Here is a 21,962-nt window from a genome sequence, read left to right as displayed (position 1 = left end):
AATGGGTAGATCGGCGTCAGCCGACCAGCGCGCGGCGCTCGCGTTCGAGCAGACCGACATAGCGCTGGATCAGCGTCTCCATCGGCGGCGTCAGATTCAGATAGGAACAGCCGACCCGCATCGCCTCGTTGCCGTTGCGCATCCGCGCGGTCAGCCGGTGGCGCACCTCGATGCCCAGCGTCAGCACGCCCAGCGGCTTCAGCTCTATCGAGCACTGCAGATACTGCTGGCCGAGGTCGAAGCCGGGCGTGTCGACGCCGGGCAGCCACAAGCTCATGCCGCCCAGGCTGATGTCGAACAGCGCCAGATCGATCGCGCGCTGGTTGAAATCGCCGACATGGCAGAATACCGGCGTGCCGAGCGGCGTCTGGATGCGGAAGAACTCGCGCCGTTGCAGCTTGATCACCTGCTCCGGCAGCTGGCACTGGAAGGCCGGCCTGTCGTCCACCATCACCCGGCTGATCTGGCCGGCGACGAACTGGGTCTTCACGCCTTCCGGCGAGCAGACGAAAACATTGCGCTCGCTGTTCAGCACCTGCTGGTTGGTATCCTCGTCGGCGCCCCAGTCGAAAGTGAACACGCCAGACTGGTAGTCGACCCCCAGCAGGCGGGTCAGGATGAAGTTTTTCCCCTTGTTGGCGAAAACCGTCACCATGTGACCGTGCTTGGCGATACCAGACAGATGCTGGGCAATCTCCGCCGGCGAGGCCAGCGTGAATCTGGCCAGGTCCAGGGACTGGTGCTGACCGGCCGGATTGACGGGAGTGGGGTCGTTGCTCACGATATGCCGACTTTCATGTCTCGGGGGTGGAGTGATACGCCAAGTTTAGCGTAACAACTGCTTGATATCATAAGCAAGGTTGGACGCCGGCGTGCCATAGGCCTCAAACACCCTCAGCTTGCCGTCCCGGTCCAGCAGATAGGAGCCGGCGCTGTGATCGACGCTGTAGCCTCCACCGGGCGTCGGCACCTTCTGCGCCACCACCTTGTACTGCTTCTTCACCTTCTCTATCGCGTCGACGCCGCCGGTCAGGCCGATGAAGCGCTTGTCGAAATGCGGCACATAGCCCGCCAGCACCCGCGGCGTGTCGCGCTCGGGGTCGACGCTGACGAACAGCACCTGCACCTTGTCGGCGTCGGCGCCCAGCTGCTTCATCACCGAGCCGTATTCCAGCATCGTCGTCGGGCAGACGTCGGGGCAGTTGGTGTAGCCGAAGAACAGGGCCACCACCTTGCCGCGGAACTGGTCCAGACTGCGCGGCTTGCCGTTGTAGTCTATCAACGTGAAGGCGCCGCCCATGGCGTCGTCGTCTATCGACGTGCCCTTGAAATCGACGACGGGCGGTGCGCAGGCGCTCAGCGCCAGCACGATCAGGAGTCCGGACAGGAAATGCAGGAATTTGGACATCAGGAAAGCGGAATCAGCCAGTAATGGTCTAACAACAAGGCCGCGAACAGCAGGGTCAGATACCAGATCGACCAGGCGAAAACGCGACGCGCCAGAGCGTCAGCATACTGTCGATGCAGGCGCACGGCAAGGAACAACAGCCTGGCGTCCAGCGCCAGCGCCGCCGCCAGATAGATCCATCCGACCGTCGCCAGCGCCGCCGGCAACAGCGTGATCGCGCACAGCAGCACGCTGTACAGCACGATGGACAAGGTGGTGTAGCGCTGGCCGTGGGTCAGCGGCAGCATGGGCAGGCCGGCGCGGGCGTAGTCGTCGCGCCGGTACAGCGCCAGCGCCCAGAAATGCGGCGGCGTCCAGGCGTAGATGATCAGGAACAGCACCAGCGCGAAGGCGCTGATCTCGCCGCTGACCGCCGCCCAGCCCAGCACCGGCGGCATCGCGCCGCTGGCGCCGCCGATGACGATGTTTTGCGGCGTGTTCGGTTTCAATAGCAGCGTGTAGACGATGGCGTAGCCGACGAAGGTGCCCAGCGTCAGCCAGGCTGTCAGCGCGTTGCAGCACGCCCACAACAGCGCCAGGCCGGCGCCGCCGACCGACAGCGCCACCAGCAGCGTCTCCCACGTCCCGACGTCGCCGGTGGCGGTCGCGCGCCAGGCGGTGCGCCGCATCCGGGCGTCGACGCCGCGCTCGACCAGGCAATTGATCATCGCCGCCGCGCCGGCCACCAGCGCGATGCCCAGCGTCGCCGGCACCACCACCGTCGCCGCCGGCAGGCCGGGACTGGCCAGGAACATGCCGATCACCGCGCAGAACACGATCAGCGCCACCACCCGCGGCTTGGACAATTGCCACAGCGCCTGCGCGTGCTGGCGCCACAGCGGCAGACCGAGCGCGCTCATCGCTCCGCTCCCGGCCGGCCCCACGGCCCCAGCGGCGGCGCCGGCAACGCCGCCCGCCGACGCGCGGCGGCCGGCGCCCGCAGGCGCGAGCGCAGCAGCAAGGCCGTCATCAGCAACAGCGCGGCGCCGGCATTGTGGGCCACCGCCAGCGGCAAAGGCAGCTGCAGCAGCACATTGGCGACGCCGAGGCCGATCTGCAGCAGCCAGGCAGCGGCCAGACAGCCCAGATGCGGCCGCAGCGCCGCCTCGCGCCAGCCCAGCCACAGCACCGAGCACAGCAGCAGCGACACCGCCAGCGCGCCCAGCCGGTGCAGCCAGTGTATGGTCACCAGGCTGGCGAAATCGAGCAGGCCGCCGTCCGGCGACTCGCCCAGCTCGCGCAGCAGGTGAAAGGCGCGGTCGAAGCGCAGCTCGGGCCAGGACTGGCCATTGCAGGCCGGGAAGCCCTGACAGGCCAGCGCGGCGTAATTGCTGGACACCCAGCCGCCCAGGGCCAGTTGCAGCACCAGCGCCGACGCCAGCAGCCCGGCCAGCCGCGGCAGCGCCGCCGAGGCGCGGACCGGCGTCAGGCCCGGCGCCAGCGCCATCCACGCCAGAATCTGCAGCACCGCCATGCCGCCAAGCAGGTGGGAGGTGACGATGACCGGCTTCAACACCAGCGTCACGGTCAGCATGCCCAGCGTGCCCTGCAGGGCCACCGTCGCCAGCAGCAGGCCGGCCGGCAGCCGCTGCCGCTTCTCGCGCCAGGCGCGCCAGCCTATCAGCAGGATCAGCAGGCCCAGGCTGCCGGCCAGATAGCGGTGCGCCATCTCGCGCCAGGCCTTGCCCAGGCTGACCGGCCCGTCCGGCGCCAGCGACTGCGCCTGCGCTATGCTGTCGGCGGCGTGCGCCGGCGAGATCTGGCCGTAACAGCCTGGCCAGTCCGGGCAACCCAGCCCGGCATGGGACAATCGGACATAGGCGCCGAACGGCACCACGACGACGGCCAGCAACAAGGCCGCCCAGATCAGTTTTCGCATGGCAAGCGCCCCCACATTGCAACGCGTTGAATCGGCTCTAACCCAAACCGTTGTTCACCTTCAGCACCTTGGCGACTTCGTCTATGATCCGCCCCGGATCGGCGCCGTCGCGGTAAAACAGCACCTGGTTGCCCAATGGATCGACCAGATAAAAACCCTGGGTGCCGGCCGGCAGCGCGTGCTCCGGCGCATGGGACAACCGGTGCGGCGCGTCCACCTCGGCCGGCCTGGCCGACACCAGCAACGCCACCCGGGTCAGCCTTCCGGCCGCCTCGCCCTGGGCCTTCTCGATCTGCTGCATCGCGTACCAGCGCTGACGGCAACGGTTCTGGCAATCGGCGCCCTGGGCCGCGGCCAGCACCCACTTGCCCCGCGGCCAGTCGGTCCGCGCGGCGGCGGCGAACGGCTGGGTCGGCAGCAACTGGCCGTAGCTGGCGCCGCCGCCGGGCGGCAGCAGCGCGTAGGCCAGCCAGGCCGCCAGCACCGGCGCCAGGCACAGCAGCGCCATCGCGAACAGCGCCATCCGGCCGCGTCTAATGGATTTCATGGCGTCGTCTCCACATCAGCCAGAACAAACCGCTCAGGCAGACGCCCAGCAGCAGCCACTGCACCGCGTAGGCGTAATGCCGGTCCGGCATGAACTCCGGCACCACCGGCCAGTGCAGCAGCGGTTCCGGCGAGCTCTCCAGGATCACCACGCCCTGAAACCAGTGGCCGGGATAACGGCGGCGCAGCGCCGGCTCGTCGATCTGGTCGACCGGCCCGGCCGTGCCCTTGACGGCGCCGGACAGCACGAAATGATGCGGCGTCGGCACCCGGTAGCCCTGCGGCTCGATCTGGTCGGCGCGAAACGCCGGCAGCCGCGCGCCGTCGACCACCCAGCCCAGATCCAGCAACACCATCGAACGGTCGGCTCCCTGCCGCCAAGGCTGCAGGATGCGCCGGCCGCTCTGACCGGCCAGATAGCTGTTGCGCAGCTCCAGCACCGGACCGGCCGGCTCGGCGTCGATCAGCCTGACCCGGGTGAAGCCGGGGGGCGGTTCCGCCTCGCGGTAGACCAGACCGACCGGCGCGACGCTCATCGCGCTGGTCAGCGAACGCAGCAGCACTTCCTTGTCTTGTCCCCGTTGCCACTGCCATACTGCCAATGCGTACGGCAACAATGTGATTGCCAGCAAAAACACCCACAGCAACCGCTGCCAGCGGGATGTGGGTTTGTTTTCCGCATCGGAATGTGAGGAGGATACGGTCATGAAACTCGTCATCCTGTTGTTGCTCGCCTGTATCGTCCTGGCTCTGTTCTGGGGTTTGACCGGACTGCTGAAGGCCGAGCACGGCTCCCAGCGGCTGGTCCGCTCGCTGACCCTGAGGGTCGGGCTGTCGATCGGCCTGTTCCTGCTGCTGCTGCTGGGCGCCCTGTTCGGCTGGTGGCGCCCGCATCAGGTCTGAGGCCGTTCACAGCCAGTACACGAAGATGAACAGCAGCAGCCACACGACGTCGACGAAGTGCCAGTACCAGGTGGCGGCCTCGAAAGCGAAATGCTGTTGCGCGTCGAAATGGCCCTTCAGGCTGCGCAGCCACACCACGAACAGAATGATGGAACCCAGCAGCACGTGCAGGCCGTGAAAGCCGGTCAGCATGAAGAAGGTCATGCCGTAGGCGCCGGACGCCAGCGTCAGGTGCAAGGTCGAGAACGCGTGGCCGTACTCGTGCATCTGCAGCGCCAGGAAGCTGCAGCCCAGCAGCACCGTCAGAAACAGCCCCAGCTTCAGCTGGCCGCGCTTGCCGGTCAGCAGCCCCCAGTGCGCCCAGGTGACGGTGGCGCCCGACGTCAGCAATATCATCGTGTTGAACGCCGGCAGTCCCCAGGCTTCCATCGCCTGATAGGCCGCGGTGATGCCGGGACCGGTCGCCAGCGGCCACGAGGCCTCGAAATCCGGATACAGGATCTTGTAGTCCAGCGAGCCCAGCAGCGGCACCGACACCGTCCTCACCCAGAACAGCGCGCCGAAGAAGGCGCCGAAGAACATCACCTCGGAAAAGATGAACCAGCCCATGCCCCAGCGGAAGGACATGTCCTCGCGCCCGAGGTAGACGCCGAGCCGGCTTTCCCGGATCACGTCGCCGAACCAGCCGAACAGCATCACCACCAGGATCAGCATGCCCAGGCCCAGCGACAGCTCTCCCAGCAGCATGCCGTTGACGGCCAGGGCCGCGCCAAGGCCGATGCAGAACAGCGCCAGCGCCCCCACCATCGGCCAGCGCGACGGCGGCGGCACGAAATAGCGATCCTGTTGCTCCATGCTTGTCATCTTGTTTCTCCCTAAGGTGTCACCCACGACACCAGCAGCAACAGCGCCGCGATCAGGCCGGCGGCCAGCAGCAGCGCGGTGACGATCAACTGCCACGGCTTCAGCGCCTGGTCGGCCTCGGAGGCCACGCCCTTGCGCACGCCGATGAAGGCGCCCAACACCGCCTTGACGCCCTGTCCCCAACTCATGGTCACCCCTTTCCCTGCCCCGGCACATCGAAAACGGTGTAGGCCAGCGTGATGCTGGTGATCGACGCCGGCAGCTTGCGGTCTATCACGAACACCACCGGGAAGGTGCGGGTCTGTCCCGGCGCGAAGCGCTGCTGGGTGAAACAGAAGCATTCCAGCTTCTTGACATAGGCGGCGGCCTCGCCGGGCAGATAGCGCGGCAGCGCCTGGCCGACCACAGCATGCGGGCTGGCGTTGGTGATCCGGTACTGTACCTGGACGAAAGTGCCGGGCTTGACCTTCAGTCGCGTGGTCAGCGGTTGCACCTGCCACGGCAGGCCGGCCTGCACCGTCGAGTCGAATCTCATGTCGACCTCGCCGGTTCCGGCGGTCAGATCGCCCTTCTCCAATTCGTCGGCCTTGACCACGTCGTTCAGGCCGGTCTGCTCGCAGACGATGCGGTACAGCGGGATCATCGCCCAGGCGAAGCCGAACATCAGCGCGGCGATCACCGCCAGCTTGCGCACCAGGCGGCGGTTGCGCTGCCGCATGACCATCGTGTTCATCGCCGCCTCCTCAATGCGTGTGCTTGCCGCCCTCCTGGTAGGACAGGATCACCCCGTTCTCGCCGGTTTCCAGCCGCGGCGCCTCCTCGAAGCTGTGATAGGGCGCCGGCGTCGGCAGCTCCCACTCCAGCGTGTTGGCGCCCTCCCACGGCTTGTCCGGCGCCTTCTTGCCGTAGCGCAGCGAATACAGGATGTTGAACAGGAAGATCAACTGGCCCAGGCCGAACAGGAAGGCGCCGACGCTGGCGATGCGGTTGAACTCGGTGAACTGCAGCGCGTAGTCCGGAATCCGCCGCGGCATGCCGGCGAGGCCGAGGAAGTGCATCGGGAAGAAGGTGACGTTGAACCAGATCATCGACCACCAGAAGTGCAGCTTGCCCAGCCCCTCGTGGTACATCCGCCCGCTCATCTTCGGGAACCAGTAGTAGATCGCCGAGAACAGGCTGAACAGCGCGCCGGCCACCAGCACGTAATGGAAGTGGGCCACGACGTAGTAGCTGGCGTGCAGCTGTATGTCGACCGCCGCCACACTGAGGGTGATGCCGGACAGGCCGCCGATGGTGAACAGCAGGATGAAGCCTATCGAGAACAGCATCGGCGTCTCGAAGCTCATCGCCCCCTGCCACATCGTGGCGATCCAGTTGAACACCTTGACCCCGGTCGGCACCGCGATCAGCATCGTCGCGTACATGAAGAACAGCTGGGCGGTGGCCGGCATGCCGGTGGCGAACATGTGGTGCGCCCACACCATGAAGGACAGCACGCCGATGGAGCTGGTGGCGTAAACCATCGAGGTGTAGCCGAACAGCGGCTTGCGGGCGAAGGTCGGGATGACCTGGCTGACGATGCCGAAGGCCGGCAGCGCCATGATGTAGACCTCCGGATGGCCGAAGAACCAGAATATGTGCTGGTACAGTATCGGATCGCCGCCGCCGGCCGCGTTGAAGAAGTGGGTGCCGAAGTGACGGTCGGTCAGCACCATGGTGACCGCGCCGGCCAGGACCGGCATCACGGCGATGATCAGATAGGCGGTGATCAGGCTGGCCCAGGCGAACATCGGCATCTTCATCAGCGTCATCCCCGGCGCGCGCAGGTTCAGGATGGTGACGATGATGTTGATCGAACCCATGATGGAACTGATGCCGAGAATGTGGATGGCGAAGATGGTCATGTCCATGCCCATGCCCATCTGCGTCGACAGCGGCGCGTACAGCGTCCAGCCGGCGGCGGCCGCGCCGCCCGGCACCGCGAACGACAGCAGCAACAGCAGCGCCGCCGGCGGCAGCAGCCAGAAGCTCCAGTTGTTCATCCGCGCGAAGGCCATGTCGGGCGCGCCTATCATCAGCGGCAGCATCCAGTTGGCCATGCCGGTGAAGGCCGGCATGATGGCGCCGAACACCATGATCAGGCCATGCAGCGTGGTCAGCTGGTTGAACAGCTCCGGCTGGAAGAAACGCATGCCGGGGCTGAACAGCTCGGCGCGTATGCACAGCGCCAGCACCCCGCCGGTCAGGAACATCGTGAACGAGAACCACAAATACATCGTGCCGATGTCCTTGTGGTTGGTGGCCATCAGCCAGCGCATGATGCCGTGCGGCTTGCCGTGGTGGGCGCCGCCGGCGTGGGTGGTTTCCGCGATTGCCATGAGTCCGACTCCTTATGCCGTCTTGCCGCGCGCGGCCTTCACTTCCTTCGGCTGCACGACCTGGCCGGTATGATTGCCCCAGCTGTTGCGCTCGTAGGTGATCACCGCCGCGATGTCGGTATCGGACAGCTGCTTGCCCCAGGCCGCCATCGCCGGATTCTTCTTGCCGCCGAACAGCACGATCTCGATGTGGGCGGCCTTGTCGCCGGTGACGATGGGCGAGCCGTCCAGCGCCGGGAAGGTGCCGGGCACGCCCTTGCCGTTGGCCTGATGACAGGGAATGCAGTTCTGGGTGTAGATCTTTTCGCCGCGCGCCTTCAGATCGTCCAGCTTCCACACCTTGTTCGGGTCGTCGGCGCTGGCGGCCAGCTGCTTCATCTTGGCCTCGCGCCACTTGGCGTAGTCCTCGGGCGATTTGGCCTCGACGACGATGGGCATGAAGCCGTGATCCTTGCCGCACAGCTCGGAGCACTGGCCGCGATAGGTGCCGGGCTTCTCTATCAGCATCCAGCTGTCGCGCAGGAAGCCGGGAACGGCGTCCTGCTTGACGCCCAGCTGCGGCACCCACCAGGAGTGGATCACGTCGTTGGCGGTCAGCAGCAGGCGGATCTTGCGCTGAGTCGGCACCACCAGCGGCTCGTCCACTTCCAGCAGATAGTGCGGCGGCTTCGGAATCTTGCCCTCGATCGCCTCGCGCGGCGTGGCCAGGTGGCTGACGAAGCCGAAGTTGTCGTCCAGATAGTCGTAGCGCCAGCGCCACTGGTAGCCGGTGACCTTGATCGTCATGTCCTCGCTGCGGGTGCTTTTCTGCGCCAGCACCGCGCGGGTGGCCGGCAGCGCCATCACCACCAGGATCAGCAGCGGCACCACGGTCCAGATGATTTCCACCGTGGTGTTCTCATGGAACTGCTTGGCCTCGTGGCCGGCCGACTTGCGGTGGCGGACGATGGAATACAGCATCACCAGGAACACGACGACGAAGATGACGCCGGTGATGATCAGCAACAGCGTGTGCAGATGGTATTCGGTGCGCGCCAGCGGGGTCACCGGCTGCTGCAGGTTGAACTCCGCCGCGGCCGCGCCCCGTGCCGCCAGCAACAGGCTGCACAAGAACGGAATGCGCAAACAAGACATGTCGCCCCCTCGCGGTCAAAACGACCGATTCAATGAAATGCATGTCCAGCCGCCGGCTTGGCGCCAGCATGCTTTCATCGTAGGAGTTCGGTCAAGAAAAACAAGAAGCTGTCATGATGCGGCGCAATGCCGCGCGACAAGCGGGTAAACCGCGCCGAAGGCTTGCATGCCACGCCGGATCGCCTTAACTGAAAGACAGCTTTCCGCCGGCGCGCCGCCTGATCCGATGCCAGAGAACGACTTCACCGCGGTCAACCGCCACTGCCTGAACCACCTGGCCGCGCTGGCCTCCCGCCGCCGCGTGCTGCCGCAAGACGACATCGTCGGCGCCGACGGCGCGATGCTGCTGGAGCGGCGCAAGCCGATGGAGGCCGAAGCGCTGGCCCAGCTGGCCGGCCGGCGGCTGCGACAGCCGCTGGAACCGCTATTGCGGCTGCCGGACTTCGATCCGCCCGCGACGCTGAGGCGGCGCGGACCGGAACTGGCGGCCGAATGCCGCTTTCTGCGGGCGCTGTTCCCGAGCGCCGCCGACCGCGCCGCCTGCGTCGCGCTGCTGGAGGGACTGCCGCTGAACGGCGCGGTGGCGCTGTGGCTGGCCATGCTGGAATGCCAGGGCGGCCTGGACCACGCGCTGCGGACCTGTCTGATCGCCGTCGGCGCCGCCCGCCTGCTCGGCCTGCCGCGGCTGCAGCAACAGCAGGTGGCGCTGGCGGCGCTGCTGCACGATGTCGGCGAGCTGTACACCGACCCCAATCATCTGGCGGCGCAGCACACGCTGCGGCTGGAAGAATGGCGCCACGTGGTCGGCCACCCGGTGCTGGGCTGTCGGCTGGTCGGCGCCTTGGCCGGCCTGAAGCAGCCGCGTCCGGTGGCGCTGGCCATATTGCAGCACCACGAGCGGCTGGACGGCAGCGGCTACCCGCTCGGCAGCAACGGCGCGCAACTGGAGACGCCGGGGCAGATACTGATGCTGGCCGACACCGTCAGCCAGCTGCTGGAAGGCGCGCCCGACCCCGGCGGCCGCATCGAAATCGCGCTGAAGATCCTGCCCGGCGAATTCGATTACGCCTTGGTGTCGGCGCTGTGCAAGATCAGCCGGGAAGCGCACGGACACGGCGCCGCCGCGCCGGCCGCCGGCATCGAGGTGCTGCCGCGGCTGCTGCGGCAGATCGGCCGCGCCACGCCGTGCTTCTGGGGCATGAAGGAGCTGGAGAGCAGCCTGACGCCGGCCGGCCGCGCCCACCTGGGCTCCAGCATGGAACGCTTCGACACGATACAACGCGCGCTGCTGAGCACCGGCGCCGGCGAATTGACCGCCGAGCCGGAAGACGAGGAGTTGCGCCAAGAGCTGGCCGGCGTGATAGGCGAGGTGCGCTGGCGGCTGCGCAATCTGGCGCGGCAGATCGTGCTGCCGCTGGACCGGCTGCCGCCGACCGAGAAGGCCGCCTTCCTGTCGCTGGCCGACGCGCTGATGGAGGACTAGCCTCGGTACGGCAACTCCAGCAGCAGCGGCGCCGGAATGTGGCGGCGCAGCGTGGCCAGGTTCTCGGCGTAGGCCGCCTGCGGCGGCTGCGCGCAGTTGGCCACCCAGCCGGCCAATTCCAGGCCGCTGTCGACGATGGCGCGCGCGCTCAACAGCGCGTGGTTGATGCAGCCCAGCCGCATCCCGACCACCAGGATCACCGGCAGGGCCAGCGACTGCGCCAGATCGGCCATGAACAGCGTGTCCGACAACGGCGCCAGCCAGCCGCCGGCCCCCTCGACCAGCACGATGTCGGCCTGGGCCGACAGGCGGCGGTAATGCTCGCCGATCCGGGACAGCTCGATTTCCACCCCGGCCTCGCGCGCGGCGATGTGCGGCGACACCGGCGGCAGGAAGCGATAGGGATTCATCAAGTCGAGATCGGTCTGTCCGGTGGCGGCGACGAGCCGCGCCACGTCGTCGTTCAGCCAGCCGCCGTCCGGCAGGATCTCGCAGCCGGACGCCACCGGCTTCATCGCCAGCACGGTCCTGCCCTGTCCCCGGTACAGGCGGATCAGCTCGACGGCGGAATGGGTCTTGCCGATCTCGGTGTCGGTGCCGGTGATGAAATAGCCCTGGCTCATGCTTGCTCCTGAAATGATGATGGTCGACGGGCGCCCCGCCGCCCGGGACCGATGTTCTACACCAGCGCGCGCCCGACCGCCAGCTTTGCGCCCGCGCCGCCGCCGGCAGGCCGAAAGAACAGACGTCCCGGCCCGGCCTCTCCCGCCATGCCAGAATCCGGCTCCCTCTATTCAGGAGCGTGACATGAACGAAAACGAGACGCTCGCCGCGCTGGCCGGCATGGGCATCATGGCGCTGGTGGTGATCTGCGCGCTGGCGCTGGCCGTCAGCATCTTCTATTACCTGACGCTGCAGCAGGCGATGAACGCGGTGTCGCCGGCCAACCGGCCGCTGGCCGGCGAGCTGATCTGGCTGGCGCTGGTGCCGGTCGCCGGGCTGATCTGGTACATGATCTATATCGTGCTGCTGGCCAGCGCGCTGAGAACGGAGCTGGCGCAGCGCGGGCAGACCGGTGACGGCGGTTTCGGCGTCAGCGTGGCGCTGGTCGCGCTGCTGGTGCTGTGCTTCGTGCCCTATGTCAATCTGCTGGCCATCCTGCCGGCGGTGGCGCTGTGGCTGACGCACTGGGCGAAGACGGCGAACTGTCGACGGCTGCTGCAGGACGGGCAGCCGGCGCTGGCAGTCTGATCGGAAGAGCCCGGACCGCGCCGTCGACGTGCCAACGCCGACCTTGTGGGTCGGCGCTGTGCCGTCGGCCTTTTGAGCGATGGCGCAGTAGGGGCGGCCGGGTAGGCCTGCGCAGGATTTCACGCGGGGATGGAGTGAAAGCCTCTTGGCTTGGCGAACCGTCCGCCGCGGGGCGCAACGACAAGGCCGGGATGGAAAACCTTGCCGCCTCCCCGCGGCGACGGACCGCCGCGCCGGGAAAACATGCTTATACGATGGCCTGGGCGCTCACCTTTTCCGCTACCGTCAGCTTGTCCAACGCCGACAGATAAGCCTTGGCGCTGGCGACGATGATGTCGGTGTCGGCGCCCTGGCCGTTGACGATGCGGCCGTCGCGCGACAGGCGCACCGTCACCTCGCCCTGCGACTCGGTGCCCTTGGTGATGGCGTTCACCGAATACAATTCCAGCTCGGCGCCGCTGGCGGCGACGATCTCGATCGCCTTGAACGCGGCGTCCACCGGACCGGAACCGCTGGACTCGCCATGCCGCTCCAGGCCGCGCTCGACGAAGACGATGCTGGCCTGCGGCGGCTCGCCGGTTTCGCTGAGCACTTTCAGCGACACCAGCTTGTAGTCCTCGCGCTCGATGGTGACCATCTCGTCGGACACCAGCGCGTGCAGATCCTCGTCGAAGATCTCGCGCTTCTTGTCGGCCAGTTCCTTGAAGCGGGCGAAGGCGGCGTTCAGCGCCTCCTCGCTGTCCAGCACGATGCCGAGCTCGGCCAGCTTGGTCTTGAACGCGTTGCGGCCGGACAGCTTGCCCAGCGTCAAGCGGTTGGCGCTCCAGCCCACCGATTCCGCCGACATGATCTCGTAGGTCTCGCGGTGCTTCAGCACGCCGTCCTGGTGGATGCCGGACTCGTGGGCGAAGGCGTTGGCGCCGACGATGGCCTTGTTCGGCTGCACCGGGTAGCCGGTGACGGTCGACACCAGCTTGGACGCCGGCACGATCTGGGTGGCGTCGACGCGGCTGTCGACGCCGAACACGTCGCGGCGGGTCTTCACCGCCATCACGATCTCCTCCAGGCTGGCGTTGCCGGCGCGCTCGCCGAGGCCGTTGATCGTGCATTCGACCTGGCGCGCGCCGCCCAGCACCGCCGCCAGGCTGTTGGCCACCGCCATGCCCAGGTCGTTGTGGCAATGGGCGGACCAGATCACCTTGTCGCCGCCCGGCGTGCGGGCGATCAATTCGCGGAAGAAGGCCTCGGTCAGCCGCGGCACCGCGTAGCCGACGGTGTCCGGCACGTTCAGCGTGGTGGCGCCGGCCTTGATCACCTCGCCGAAGATGCGGGCCAGGAAATCGATGTCGGAGCGCAGCGCGTCCTCGGCCGAGAACTCGACGTCGTCGGTGTATTCGCGGGCGATCGTCACCGCCCTCACCGCCGCCTCCACCACCTCGTCCGGACTCATCCTGAGCTTCTTTTCCATATGGATGGGGCTGGTGGCGATGAAGGTGTGGATGCGGCCGCGCGCGGCCGGACGGATCGCCTCGCCGGCGGCGCGCACATCGCGCTCGTTGGCGCGCGCCAGACTACAGACGGTGGAGTCCTTGATCGTCTCGGCGATCGCGCGGATGGCGTCGAAATCGCCGGGACTGGCGGCGGCGAAGCCGGCCTCGATGATGTCGACGCCCAGCCGTTCCAGCTGGCGCGCGATGCGGATCTTCTCTTCCTTGGTCATCGAGGCGCCCGGCGACTGCTCGCCGTCGCGCAAGGTGGTGTCGAAAATGTAGAGGCGATCGCCCATGTCGATAGTTCTCCCTGCCGCCTGGTTCGGCTCGCCGACCAGATAGTCGTTGAAATCAAAGCGCCTGCCCTGTCCGGCGGCCAGTTGCGCCAGCCGGCTCAGCTGGGCCAGCGGCAGGCTGCCGCGTTCTCTCCATTTGTATATCGCTGCCCGGCTCACCTGATCTTCCGGATACAGACGGTTCAGCTCGTCGGCCAGCTTGCCGGGCCCGCCGAAGTCCGCCACCAGTCGGTCGATGTCCACTTGCATTGATGTGCTCCTGCAGCATATTTTGAACCAGCCTACTCAAGCATGAGACATAAGGTCAAATTTAATAGAAAAATCTGTATCAAATTCGTCACACCTTAATGTCTAATTATATTTTTTAGACAAATTGTAGAATTTAGCCGCAAAAAAAGGCACCCTCAGGCGCCTAGACAAACATTGAAAGCATCTAACTTGGCGACAACCAGGGCAGATTGACATGAAACGCCACGCCCTGGCCTCCCAGCCCCTCCGCCATCCGGATGCGGCCACCCTGCGCCCGCACCGCCTGCCAGACAATCGCGAGCCCCAGGCCGGAACCCGGCGCGGATGCCGTCTTGCCCCGGTAAAAGCGCTCGAACAGATGCGGTTTGTCCTCGACGGCGATGCCAGGCCCGTCATCCGCCACCACCAATTCCACTCGCCCATCGGCGGCGGCAAGGCGCACCCGAACGCGACCGCCGGCGCGGCCATAGGCCACCGCATTGGACAGTAAATTGTCCACAATCGAGAGGAAGGAAACCAAGGCCAGGCTGGCCAGCAAGCCATCAGGCGAGTCCAGCTCCAACTCCATGCCTTTTTCTTCCGCCCGCGGCGACAAGCCGATCAAGACATTGCGCGTCACCTCGACCAGATCGACCTGTTGTCGCTGCTCGCTCTCCACGCCCTCCAGCGCCGCCAGCCTCAACAGCTGCTGCACCAAATGGGAATGGCGGGCCACCGCCTGCTCCAAAGCGGCCAGGTTTTGCTGCCTGGCCTCGGCATCCTCCTCGCGGGCCAAGGCATGCGCCTGCGTGGAAATCACCGCCAATGGCGTGCGCATCTCATGGGCGGCATCCTGCACGATGGCGCGTTCGCGGGCGATGCTGTCGCGGCTGCGCCTCAGCAACTGGTCCAGCGCCTGGACAATCGGCTTCAACTCCCGATAGGGCAAGCGCATGGACAAAGGAGAGAAATCATCGGAGGCGCGACGGTTCAGATAATCGGCCAAGCGCCTCAGCGGCAGCAGGCCGCGCGAAATGGCGAACCACAGCGGCAGCAGGATGAACGAAAAAGAGATGGCCAGAGGCGCGATATATTGCTTAGTGAGGAAAGGCAGCACTTCCTCGTCTGGAATCAGCGGCTCGAACACAGTCAAATATCCAGCAGGATAAAGCCGCTCCGCCACCCGATACGCTTTTCCTTTGAGCTGAACCACACCCTTATTCAAATCGCGCGCCGGCAGCGGGGTGGCCGGGGCGCCCGACGAAGCATAGATCGGCTCCCCTTGCCGCGTGCGCGCGGAAATCAACAAATCGCCCGGATAATCGATTTCGACCTTGGAAGCCACATTGATGCGCCGCGATGCGTTGAACAAGCGATCCGCCGTCACCAAGGCTTGCCGATTTTGCTCCATTCGGCCAGGCGACAACGCTACGGAAAGCAGATCGGTCACATTCCACAAAACTTGGCGGCGGGATTCCGACGACCTCGACTCATGGTATTCCCGCCCGACCAGCGCCAGCCATATCAAGGCGAAAGCCAGCAACAAAGCCAGCAAGACCCGCCTCGTCAACGACGGCGCCAAACCGTCCGCCAGCCATTTAAACCACATATTGATAGCCCACGCCGCGCACGGTGCGGATGCGCTCGGCGCCTATCTTGCGGCGCAGATTGGACAAGTGCACCTCTATCGTCGCGCCGTCGACAATATCGCCAAGCGGCTCCAGCCGTTGCCCCAGCACCGTTTTCGACACGATGCGGCCAGGATCGCGCGCCAGTTCCACCAGCAAGCGGAATTCGCGAGGCGACAAGTCCAACGCCAGGCCGTCCAGCCAGGCCAAGTGCACGCGGGGTTTGAGGCTCAGCGCGCCCAGGCTCCAGACTTCGCTGGCTTGCCGAGCGCTGCGGCGGCATACCGCCCGCACTCTCGACACCATTTCCGACACCGCGAACGGCTTGCACAGATAATCATCGGCGCCATCGTCCAAACCCGCCAACTTATCGTTCAAATCGGCGCTGGCCGTGATCATGATCACCGGCACAGCTATCTGCCTGGCCCGCCAGGCGCGCAACAATGCCAAGCCGCTGCCGTCCGGCAAACCCAGGTCCAGCAATACGCAATCGAACCGGTCCGGCTCGAACAAGGCGTCCGCATCCGCCAGCTTGCGCACCCATTCGGTTGTCACCGCTTCGGCTTTCAACGCGGCCTGCAAAGCCCGGCCCAGGTCCAAGTCATCCTCAACAATCAATAGATGCATTTTCGTTTTCACCGCGACAATCTTTGGCTTAGCCAAAGGTTGGAATACACATACTTGGGCCATGCGAACGGGATGCCCTCTCTTGCGCTGGCCATGGAGTATATGGTCGCGCGCTCAAGACAGACAATCGGCTTGGCGATCCAACGCCAAGATGAATTGCCCGCCCGGCGACCCGCTCTTTTCACTCCATCCAAAGGAATATCCGATGAAACATCATGCCGTATTGATACTGCTCGCACCTTTGCTGGCAGTCGCCGCAGAGAAGGAACAAGACGGTTTCTCCGGGACCTTCCAGCTAGGCGTCAGCCACTATCAACTGGCCAGCAATTTCCTCAAGGCGCCAAACGACGGCCGCCCCAGCGCCGCCAGCCTGACGCAATCGCCGGCCTCGCAATCCGGCACAGCCCCCCTGATCGAAGGCGAATGGAGCTATGGCTTCGCCGGCACCGGCACCCGGCTCTTCATCTCGCCTTCCAATACCAGCACCTTCGCTGCGGGAGGCGGCCTGCAGCTGGGCGTGCGCCAGCAACTGCCGCAAGCCGGTGCGGTGTCGGCGGCGCTGACTTATGGCCAGAGCGAAGTCTGGCTGGACCCCTATGCTTTGAATGTCGCCCGCCAAGACGGCAAGCTGAAAAGCGCGGGTCTGGCGCTGGGCTGGTCGAACATCCTGAATACGCCGTTCAGCGCCAGCTTCAGCTACGCCAGGCAAAAGCTGGACAATGAGCAAAGCGGGCAGGCACAAGGCTTGACGCTGGCCAATCAAGCCCTGCTGCGGCGCAATGGCGACAACTACGGCGTCCAAGCCGCTTATGCCTGGAAGTTGGACAGCCAGGGCGCGCATACGCTGACCCCCGGCCTGATATACGCGCGCGCAGATCTGGACGGCAAGGCGATGAGCACCCGACGCTACGGGATGCAATTGGCTTACGCCTACCAAGGCGCGAACTGGGACGCCACGACCTCCCTCGCCGCGCTTCGCACCCGCTATCAAGCCGGCAATCCGGTCTTCGCCGGCCAGAAAGCGGATAGCCGCGACGCTTTGCTCAGCCTGGGCCTGACCCGGAAAAACCTGTTCGGCGCCAAGGCCTGGTCCGCCTTTCTCAGCGGCAACTATGGGCGCTCCAGCTCGGACCTTGCTTATTTCAACGCGCATATCCGAGAGGTGTCCATCGGCCTGGGCTACCATCTTTGATCCAGTCGAAACGCGCGGCCATCATCGCAAAGGCGCCCGCTGGTGGTCCGCCATTCAGCGCAGCGCCAGATGGCTGTGGCGCTTCCTGTCGAGCGCTCGGCCATTAGGGGAAATCGGCATGACCGGCGCGGAAGCGCCGCGTCATCGGCAGTTGGCGGGCTAGCCGCGCTTAGCTGCGATATAATGGGCGGTTAAACTCATCATCAGGAAATGCCCGTGTCCGAGCGCCTGTTCGTGCTGTCTCAACATATTCTGCCCAAACTGGCGCTGACCCGACTGGCAGGCTGCTTCGCCGGCTGGAAGGGCGGCGGCATCACCGCCGCCGCGATCCGCCGCTTCATCGACCGCTATCAGGTCGACATGGGCGAGGCGGCGAACAGCGATCCGGCGGCCTACGCCACCTTCAACGATTTCTTCACCCGCGCGCTGAAACCGGGCGCGCGGCCGCTGGCCGACGCCCGCCTGGTCTGCCCGGTCGACGGCGCCGTCAGCCAGCTGGGCGCGATAGACGGCGGCCGCATCTTCCAGGCCAAGGGCCGCGACTACAGCGCGACCGCGCTGCTGGCCGGCGACGCCGGGCTGGCCGCCCGCTTCGCCGACGGCCACTTCGCCACCATCTACCTCAGCCCGCGCGACTACCACCGCATCCATATGCCGTGCGCCGGCCGCCTGCTGGAAATGACCTACGTCCCGGGGGATTTGTACTCGGTGAATCCGGCCACCGCCCGCGGCGTGGACCGGCTGTTCGCCCGCAACGAGCGGGTGGTCTGCCTGTTCGAGGACGACGACGGCCAACCCTTCGTCATGGTGCTGGTCGGCGCCACCATCGTCGGCAGCATGGCCACCGTCTGGCACGGCGTGGTCAACCCGCCGCGCCGGCCCGCCGTGCAACGGTGGGATTACCGCGGCCAGGACATCCGCCTGGCCGGCGGCGAGGAAATGGGCCGCTTCCTGCTCGGCTCCACCGTGGTGCTGCTGTTTCCGGCCGGCCCGCTGCGCTTCAATCCGCAGTGGGGCCCCGCCAGCCCGGTGCGGCTGGGCGAGACGATGGCGGACTGAGCGCCGTCGACGCGGCCCGGACGCCGCCAGACCGAAACGACGCCTCCCGGCGTCGTTTTTTTATTTTCCGTCCCGCTTCGCCCCCGCCGTCGACAGATCGTTCGACACAATAAATTACTTGTTATTACAAAATCATAAAATTATGCCAATCATAATGCCCAGATGATACGATAACGCCCCGAACCATCCGGAACACGTCGGGCGTCCACGGTCTTCACCCAACGCCCCGCCCCCGCCGCGCGGCCCCAAGCGGCCGCGCGACGAGCGCTCCGGCATGAAAAACGCGCGCGAACCCGAGCCGCCGGCAAGAGGTGTCAAGTCAGTGGAAGCCATCAATTTTCAGTCCGATATTTTCTATGCGACCAATCCATCGTTCACCGCCACCGATGCGATCATCGAGTTCACCCGGCCGTTGCGCAGCCTGAAAATCAATTATTTCACCTTCGACCGGCATTACCAGGACGGCTCGCGCGTGGTGCTGACCAACGCCATAGACTGGATCACGCACTACTGGCGCAAGGAGATGTACAAGCTGGCGATATTCGAGAACGCGCCCAGCAGCTTTTCCGACGGCCATGTCTTCTGGAACTGGCTGAACCGCGAACCCATCTATTCCGCCGCCGCCCAGTTCGGCATCGACAACGGCGTCACGCTGATAGAACGCCATGACAAGCATTGCGACTTCTATCACTTCGGCGCCATCAACGACAACAGCGTCGACAATGAATACCTGATGGGAAAAATGTATTTCCTGCACAAATTCATGTCGCTGTTCAAATACAAGCTGCAGGACGTCATCCACGACGCCTCGAAAAGCCGGATCGTGCTGCCGGATTTCGCCCAGGCCAACAGCCAGATCCGCGGCAGCGAACTGAATCACGCGATGCTGGCCGCCGATTTCCACAGCCTGCTGGACCGTCGCGACGTCTCCCGCATCTATGTCGGGGAGGAGTTCGGCAACGCCTACCTGACCACCAAGGAACTGGAGCTGATGCGGGAGCTGGTCAAGGGCGCCTCCTGCGCGGAGGCGTCGATGCAGCTGGGCATTTCCAGCGACGCGGTCAACAAGCACATCAAGAACATCAAGGACAGGCTGAACTGCCGCTCGCTGTGCCAGCTCGGCTTCGTCATGGGCAAGCTCAGCGCGAAAAACCTCTACCCCTTCTCAATCAAACATGGTGATACGACATGAAGCTCTGGCTGGATACCATTGATTTTCAGGCCGTCAAACACGCCCAGGACCTGGGCATACTCGCCGGCGTGACCACCAATCCCGCGATCCTCGGCGCGGCGAACGAGGACGTCGAGGGCATACTGGACCGGCTGCTGGACATCCAGTCCGGCCAGCTGGCCGTCCAGGTCTGCGCCGACGACTTGGCCGGCCAATTGAAGCAGGCGCGCCGCATCGCCCGCAAAAGCCCGCGCATCGTGATCAAGATTCCGGCGATAGGCGACGGCTTCCAGGCGATGGCGACGCTGGAGAAAGAAGGCGTCGCGACGCTGGCCACCGCCATTTTCGAGACCCGGCAAGTCGTCATGGCCGGCATGGTCGGCGCGCGCTACGCGGCGCCCTACGTCAACCGGATCGAGCAGTCGACCGGCAACGCCTTCGCGATGCTGGAGCAGGCCCAGCACATCCTGGACAGCGCCGGCTACCCGACAGCGATACTCGGCGCCGCGATCAAGTCGGTCGATCAGTTCATCGGCTGCGCGCGTCTCGGCATCGCCGCGATCACGCTGCCGACCGAGGTCTACCGCCGCCTGTTCGCGTCCAGCACCGACATCGACGGCAGCCTGGCGCAATTCGACGCCGCCTGGGCCGGCAATCCGCTGGCCACCTCCTCCCACCTGTTCGACGTTTAAGCCCGCCACGCCATGATCAGCGCCCCCGCCACCCGCCGCGTCCTCGCGCAAACCATCGTCCTCGTCAGCTGCACCTTTTTCCTCTGGGGCCTGTCCTACGGCCTCTTGGACGTGCTCAACAAGCATTTCCAGGAAGCCATGCACATCAGCAAGGCCGGCTCCGGCCTGCTGCAGATCGCCTATTTCCTGGCCTATTTCGTCATCGCGATACCAGCCGCGGCCTTCAATGAGCGGTACGGCTACAAGGCGGGCCTGATCGCCGGGCTGGCGCTGTTCGCGACCGGGTCGCTGCTGTTCATTCCGTCGCTGTCCGCCGGCAGCTTCCCCTTTTTCGTGCTGGCGCTGTTCATCCTGGCCTGCGGCTCCGGCTGCCTGGAAACCACGGCGAATCCGTATATCTCGCTGCTCGGCGACGAGGACGGCGCCGAACGGCGCCTCAATCTGGCCCAGGCCTTCTGCGGCCTGGGCACGGTGATAGGCCCGCTGATCGGCGGCGCCTTCTTCTTCGGCCTCGGCGCCCAGACCGGCCCCCAGGGCGGCCATGGCCTGGTGATGCAGGTCTATGTCTGGATCGCCGCCTTCGTGGCGCTGCTGGCCGCGCTGATCGCCAGAACCCCGATGCCGGAGGCGGAGTCGTCGTCGGACGAGCGGCCGCGCGGCACCTGGCGCGCGCTGCTCGGCCAGCGCCGCTTCTCGGCCGGCGTGCTGGCACAGTTCCTCTATGTCGCGGCCCAGGTCGGCGTCGGCGCCTTCTTCATCAACTACGCCACCGAAAGCCGGGCCGGCCTGTCCTCGCAATCGGCCGCCTGGCTGCTGTCGATGGCGATGATGCTGTTCATGGTCGGCCGCTTCGTCGGCACCTTCGTCATCCGCTATCTGGCGCCCAGCCGTCTGCTGGCGGTCTGCGCGCTGGCCAATATCGCGCTGTCGCTGGTCGTGGTGCTGGCCCGCGGCGACGCCGCCATCGCGGCGCTGATGCTGATCTTCTTCTTCATGTCCATCATGTTCCCCACCATCTTCTCGCTGGCCATCAAGGGCCTGTACGGACAGACCAAGATGGCGAGCTCGCTGCTGGCGATGTCGGTCAGCGGCGGCGCGGTGTTCCCGTATGCGATGGGCCTGGTCGCCGACCATTACGGCACCGCGACCGCCTATGCGCTGCCGCTGCTGAGCTTCGTCGTGATTTTCGCCTACGGCATGCGGCTGGACCGGAAACCGTCGCCCGCCCCGGCGCGCAAGGCGCTGGAATATTGATGCCGGCGGCCATTTTGGCCGCCGTCTTTTCCCGCCGCGAAATTCACTGCAGATTTCTGTACTTATTCCCGACCCGCGAATGCGCTAACGTAGCGGCTGTTTCCAGCAGCCGGCTGATCCGGCGCGCCTAAGCAGTTGTTTTGATGCAGATAAAGACCATCACTGCTAGCCCAATCTCGCGGAGCCGAATCTATGCACCACCACCTTGTCAGGGAAATCTCAGACGACAACTACGCGCTGGACGTGATCAGCGGCGACCCGGTGCTGGTGACCAGCCCGCTGATGGTCGGCGAGCCGGGCTCGGAATGGGAGGGCTCGCTGATCTTCACCAAGGAGTATCTGCTGTCGCTGGTGGAATTGGGTCTGAAACATCAGCTGCTCAATCTGCAGGAGCTGAAGACGACGGGCAGGCGCGCCAGCCACGGCATCTGAAGCCGGGA

At 65.6% G+C, this 21,962-nt stretch carries 24 protein-coding genes; 9 read left to right on the top strand and 15 right to left on the bottom strand.

Features of this window, described 5'->3' with window-relative positions; genetic code table 11:
* Nucleotides 1–16: 16 nt before the first annotated feature.
* The 6 genes from CXB49_RS22780 to CXB49_RS22755 are packed head-to-tail and all read right to left on the bottom strand — an operon-like array spanning nt 17 to nt 4,474.
* Nucleotides 17–781 (bottom strand): flagellar brake protein, encoded by a 765-nt coding sequence (locus CXB49_RS22780; RefSeq protein WP_199406740.1) that lies wholly within the window; start codon nt 779–781, stop codon nt 17–19.
* Nucleotides 782–826: 45 nt separating this feature from the next.
* Nucleotides 827–1,408: an SCO family protein gene (locus tag CXB49_RS22775; protein WP_101710480.1), complete on the bottom strand. Its 582-nt coding sequence runs from the start codon at nt 1,406–1,408 to the stop codon at nt 827–829.
* Entirely contained in the window at nt 1,408–2,307 is a 900-nt protein-coding gene (locus CXB49_RS22770) for a heme o synthase (protein ID WP_101710479.1), read from the bottom strand. Before CXB49_RS22770 ends, CXB49_RS22775 begins: the two co-directional genes overlap by 1 nt.
* Nucleotides 2,304–3,326, bottom strand: a complete 1,023-nt coding sequence (locus tag CXB49_RS22765; RefSeq protein WP_101710478.1) for a heme A synthase — start codon at nt 3,324–3,326, stop codon at nt 2,304–2,306. The genes CXB49_RS22770 and CXB49_RS22765 overlap by 4 nt, the downstream gene beginning before the upstream one ends.
* A 37-nt stretch (nt 3,327–3,363) precedes the next feature.
* Nucleotides 3,364–3,873, bottom strand: coding sequence for a hypothetical protein (locus tag CXB49_RS22760; protein ID WP_101710477.1), 510 nt, complete (start codon nt 3,871–3,873; stop codon nt 3,364–3,366).
* Entirely contained in the window at nt 3,860–4,474 is a 615-nt protein-coding gene (locus CXB49_RS22755; RefSeq protein WP_158301016.1) for an SURF1 family cytochrome oxidase biogenesis protein, read from the bottom strand. Before CXB49_RS22755 ends, CXB49_RS22760 begins: the two co-directional genes overlap by 14 nt.
* Nucleotides 4,475–4,577: 103 nt before the next feature.
* On the opposite strand from CXB49_RS22755, the gene CXB49_RS22750 reads away from it, so the two are divergent.
* Nucleotides 4,578–4,775, top strand: coding sequence for a DUF2909 family protein (locus tag CXB49_RS22750; RefSeq protein WP_101710475.1), 198 nt, complete (start codon nt 4,578–4,580; stop codon nt 4,773–4,775).
* A 6-nt stretch (nt 4,776–4,781) separates the two neighbouring features.
* Here CXB49_RS22750 and CXB49_RS22745 read toward each other — a convergent pair whose 3' ends face one another.
* Genes CXB49_RS22745 through coxB form a run of 5 tightly spaced genes read right to left on the bottom strand, consistent with a single transcriptional unit; the run spans nt 4,782 to nt 9,151 of the window.
* Nucleotides 4,782–5,630, bottom strand: coding sequence for a cytochrome c oxidase subunit 3 (locus CXB49_RS22745; RefSeq protein ID WP_369826520.1), 849 nt, complete (start codon nt 5,628–5,630; stop codon nt 4,782–4,784).
* A gap of 20 nt (nt 5,631–5,650) precedes the next feature.
* On the bottom strand, nt 5,651–5,827 hold the full coding sequence (locus tag CXB49_RS22740; protein WP_101710473.1) for a DUF2970 domain-containing protein: 177 nt from the start codon (nt 5,825–5,827) through the stop codon (nt 5,651–5,653).
* 2 nt (nt 5,828–5,829) lie between these two features.
* On the bottom strand, nt 5,830–6,372 hold the full coding sequence (locus tag CXB49_RS22735) for a cytochrome c oxidase assembly protein (protein ID WP_101710472.1): 543 nt from the start codon (nt 6,370–6,372) through the stop codon (nt 5,830–5,832).
* A 10-nt stretch (nt 6,373–6,382) separates the two neighbouring features.
* Nucleotides 6,383–8,017, bottom strand: coding sequence for a cytochrome c oxidase subunit I (gene ctaD / locus CXB49_RS22730; protein WP_101710471.1), 1,635 nt, complete (start codon nt 8,015–8,017; stop codon nt 6,383–6,385).
* Nucleotides 8,018–8,029: 12 nt separating this feature from the next.
* On the bottom strand, nt 8,030–9,151 hold the full coding sequence (coxB, locus tag CXB49_RS22725) for a cytochrome c oxidase subunit II (RefSeq protein ID WP_101710470.1): 1,122 nt from the start codon (nt 9,149–9,151) through the stop codon (nt 8,030–8,032).
* Nucleotides 9,152–9,377: 226 nt separating this feature from the next.
* On the opposite strand from coxB, the gene CXB49_RS22720 reads away from it, so the two are divergent.
* Nucleotides 9,378–10,634 carry an HD-GYP domain-containing protein gene (locus tag CXB49_RS22720; protein ID WP_158301015.1) on the top strand — a complete coding sequence of 419 codons (1,257 nt, stop codon included), beginning with the start codon at nt 9,378–9,380 and terminating at the stop codon, nt 10,632–10,634.
* Here the strand turns inward: CXB49_RS22720 and bioD are convergent.
* Entirely contained in the window at nt 10,631–11,257 is a 627-nt protein-coding gene (gene bioD / locus CXB49_RS22715; protein ID WP_101710468.1) for a dethiobiotin synthase, read from the bottom strand. The two genes, CXB49_RS22720 and bioD, sit on opposite strands and share 4 nt — an antisense overlap.
* Nucleotides 11,258–11,441: 184 nt before the next feature.
* Here bioD and CXB49_RS22710 point away from each other — a divergent pair, with 184 nt between their 5' ends.
* The gene (locus tag CXB49_RS22710) at nt 11,442–11,885 is read left to right on the top strand and encodes a hypothetical protein (protein ID WP_101710467.1); all 444 of its coding nucleotides are present in this window, start codon (nt 11,442–11,444) and stop codon (nt 11,883–11,885) included.
* A gap of 247 nt (nt 11,886–12,132) precedes the next feature.
* On the opposite strand, the gene CXB49_RS22705 is transcribed toward CXB49_RS22710, so the two are convergent.
* The 3 genes from CXB49_RS22705 to CXB49_RS22695 form a co-directional block, all read right to left on the bottom strand.
* Nucleotides 12,133–13,920 carry a 2-isopropylmalate synthase gene (locus tag CXB49_RS22705; protein WP_101710466.1) on the bottom strand — a complete coding sequence of 596 codons (1,788 nt, stop codon included), beginning with the start codon at nt 13,918–13,920 and terminating at the stop codon, nt 12,133–12,135.
* A 184-nt stretch (nt 13,921–14,104) separates the two neighbouring features.
* Nucleotides 14,105–15,454 carry an ATP-binding protein gene (locus CXB49_RS22700; RefSeq protein ID WP_158301014.1) on the bottom strand — a complete coding sequence of 450 codons (1,350 nt, stop codon included), beginning with the start codon at nt 15,452–15,454 and terminating at the stop codon, nt 14,105–14,107.
* 43 nt (nt 15,455–15,497) lie between these two features.
* Nucleotides 15,498–16,154, bottom strand: a complete 657-nt coding sequence (locus CXB49_RS22695) for a response regulator (protein ID WP_071111402.1) — start codon at nt 16,152–16,154, stop codon at nt 15,498–15,500.
* Between the two features lie 151 nt (nt 16,155–16,305).
* On the opposite strand from CXB49_RS22695, the gene CXB49_RS22690 reads away from it, so the two are divergent.
* The 6 genes from CXB49_RS22690 to CXB49_RS22665 all read left to right on the top strand — a co-directional run bounded on the left by CXB49_RS22690 (nt 16,306) and on the right by CXB49_RS22665 (nt 21,954).
* Entirely contained in the window at nt 16,306–17,346 is a 1,041-nt protein-coding gene (locus CXB49_RS22690; RefSeq protein ID WP_158301013.1) for a DUF2860 domain-containing protein, read from the top strand.
* Nucleotides 17,347–17,562: 216 nt separating this feature from the next.
* The gene (gene asd, locus CXB49_RS22685) at nt 17,563–18,405 is read left to right on the top strand and encodes an archaetidylserine decarboxylase (RefSeq protein WP_101710463.1); all 843 of its coding nucleotides are present in this window, start codon (nt 17,563–17,565) and stop codon (nt 18,403–18,405) included.
* A gap of 322 nt (nt 18,406–18,727) precedes the next feature.
* Nucleotides 18,728–19,597: a LuxR C-terminal-related transcriptional regulator gene (locus CXB49_RS22680; protein WP_158301012.1), complete on the top strand. Its 870-nt coding sequence runs from the start codon at nt 18,728–18,730 to the stop codon at nt 19,595–19,597.
* On the top strand, nt 19,594–20,268 hold the full coding sequence (locus CXB49_RS22675; protein WP_101710461.1) for a transaldolase family protein: 675 nt from the start codon (nt 19,594–19,596) through the stop codon (nt 20,266–20,268). The genes CXB49_RS22680 and CXB49_RS22675 overlap by 4 nt, the downstream gene beginning before the upstream one ends.
* A 12-nt stretch (nt 20,269–20,280) precedes the next feature.
* Entirely contained in the window at nt 20,281–21,522 is a 1,242-nt protein-coding gene (locus CXB49_RS22670) for a sugar MFS transporter (RefSeq protein WP_101710460.1), read from the top strand.
* 192 nt (nt 21,523–21,714) lie between these two features.
* Nucleotides 21,715–21,954 carry a hypothetical protein gene (locus CXB49_RS22665; protein WP_101710459.1) on the top strand — a complete coding sequence of 80 codons (240 nt, stop codon included), beginning with the start codon at nt 21,715–21,717 and terminating at the stop codon, nt 21,952–21,954.
* The last annotated feature ends 8 nt before the right edge of the window (nt 21,955–21,962 follow it).

Source organism: Chromobacterium sp. ATCC 53434 (assembly GCF_002848345.1).
Classification (GTDB): domain Bacteria; phylum Pseudomonadota; class Gammaproteobacteria; order Burkholderiales; family Chromobacteriaceae; genus Chromobacterium.
Note: the sequence above shows the minus strand (reverse complement) of the source record. Positions and strands in the feature narration are given on the sequence as shown.

Coding starts and splice junctions, on each gene's coding strand:
- CXB49_RS22775 (WP_101710480.1), bottom strand. CDS start 1,408: ATGTCCAAATTCCTGCATTTCCTGTCCGGACTCCTGATCGTGCTGGCG.
- CXB49_RS22770 (WP_101710479.1), bottom strand. CDS start 2,307: ATGAGCGCGCTCGGTCTGCCGCTGTGGCGCCAGCACGCGCAGGCGCTG.
- CXB49_RS22765 (WP_101710478.1), bottom strand. CDS start 3,326: ATGCGAAAACTGATCTGGGCGGCCTTGTTGCTGGCCGTCGTCGTGGTG.
- CXB49_RS22760 (WP_101710477.1), bottom strand. CDS start 3,873: ATGAAATCCATTAGACGCGGCCGGATGGCGCTGTTCGCGATGGCGCTG.
- CXB49_RS22750 (WP_101710475.1), top strand. CDS start 4,578: ATGAAACTCGTCATCCTGTTGTTGCTCGCCTGTATCGTCCTGGCTCTG.
- CXB49_RS22745 (WP_369826520.1), bottom strand. CDS start 5,630: ATGGAGCAACAGGATCGCTATTTCGTGCCGCCGCCGTCGCGCTGGCCG.
- CXB49_RS22740 (WP_101710473.1), bottom strand. CDS start 5,827: ATGAGTTGGGGACAGGGCGTCAAGGCGGTGTTGGGCGCCTTCATCGGC.
- CXB49_RS22735 (WP_101710472.1), bottom strand. CDS start 6,372: ATGAACACGATGGTCATGCGGCAGCGCAACCGCCGCCTGGTGCGCAAG.
- ctaD (WP_101710471.1), bottom strand. CDS start 8,017: ATGGCAATCGCGGAAACCACCCACGCCGGCGGCGCCCACCACGGCAAG.
- coxB (WP_101710470.1), bottom strand. CDS start 9,151: ATGTCTTGTTTGCGCATTCCGTTCTTGTGCAGCCTGTTGCTGGCGGCA.
- CXB49_RS22720 (WP_158301015.1), top strand. CDS start 9,378: ATGCCAGAGAACGACTTCACCGCGGTCAACCGCCACTGCCTGAACCAC.
- bioD (WP_101710468.1), bottom strand. CDS start 11,257: ATGAGCCAGGGCTATTTCATCACCGGCACCGACACCGAGATCGGCAAG.
- CXB49_RS22710 (WP_101710467.1), top strand. CDS start 11,442: ATGAACGAAAACGAGACGCTCGCCGCGCTGGCCGGCATGGGCATCATG.
- CXB49_RS22705 (WP_101710466.1), bottom strand. CDS start 13,920: ATGCAAGTGGACATCGACCGACTGGTGGCGGACTTCGGCGGGCCCGGC.
- CXB49_RS22695 (WP_071111402.1), bottom strand. CDS start 16,154: ATGCATCTATTGATTGTTGAGGATGACTTGGACCTGGGCCGGGCTTTG.
- CXB49_RS22690 (WP_158301013.1), top strand. CDS start 16,306: ATGAATTGCCCGCCCGGCGACCCGCTCTTTTCACTCCATCCAAAGGAA.
- CXB49_RS22675 (WP_101710461.1), top strand. CDS start 19,594: ATGAAGCTCTGGCTGGATACCATTGATTTTCAGGCCGTCAAACACGCC.
- CXB49_RS22670 (WP_101710460.1), top strand. CDS start 20,281: ATGATCAGCGCCCCCGCCACCCGCCGCGTCCTCGCGCAAACCATCGTC.
- CXB49_RS22665 (WP_101710459.1), top strand. CDS start 21,715: ATGCACCACCACCTTGTCAGGGAAATCTCAGACGACAACTACGCGCTG.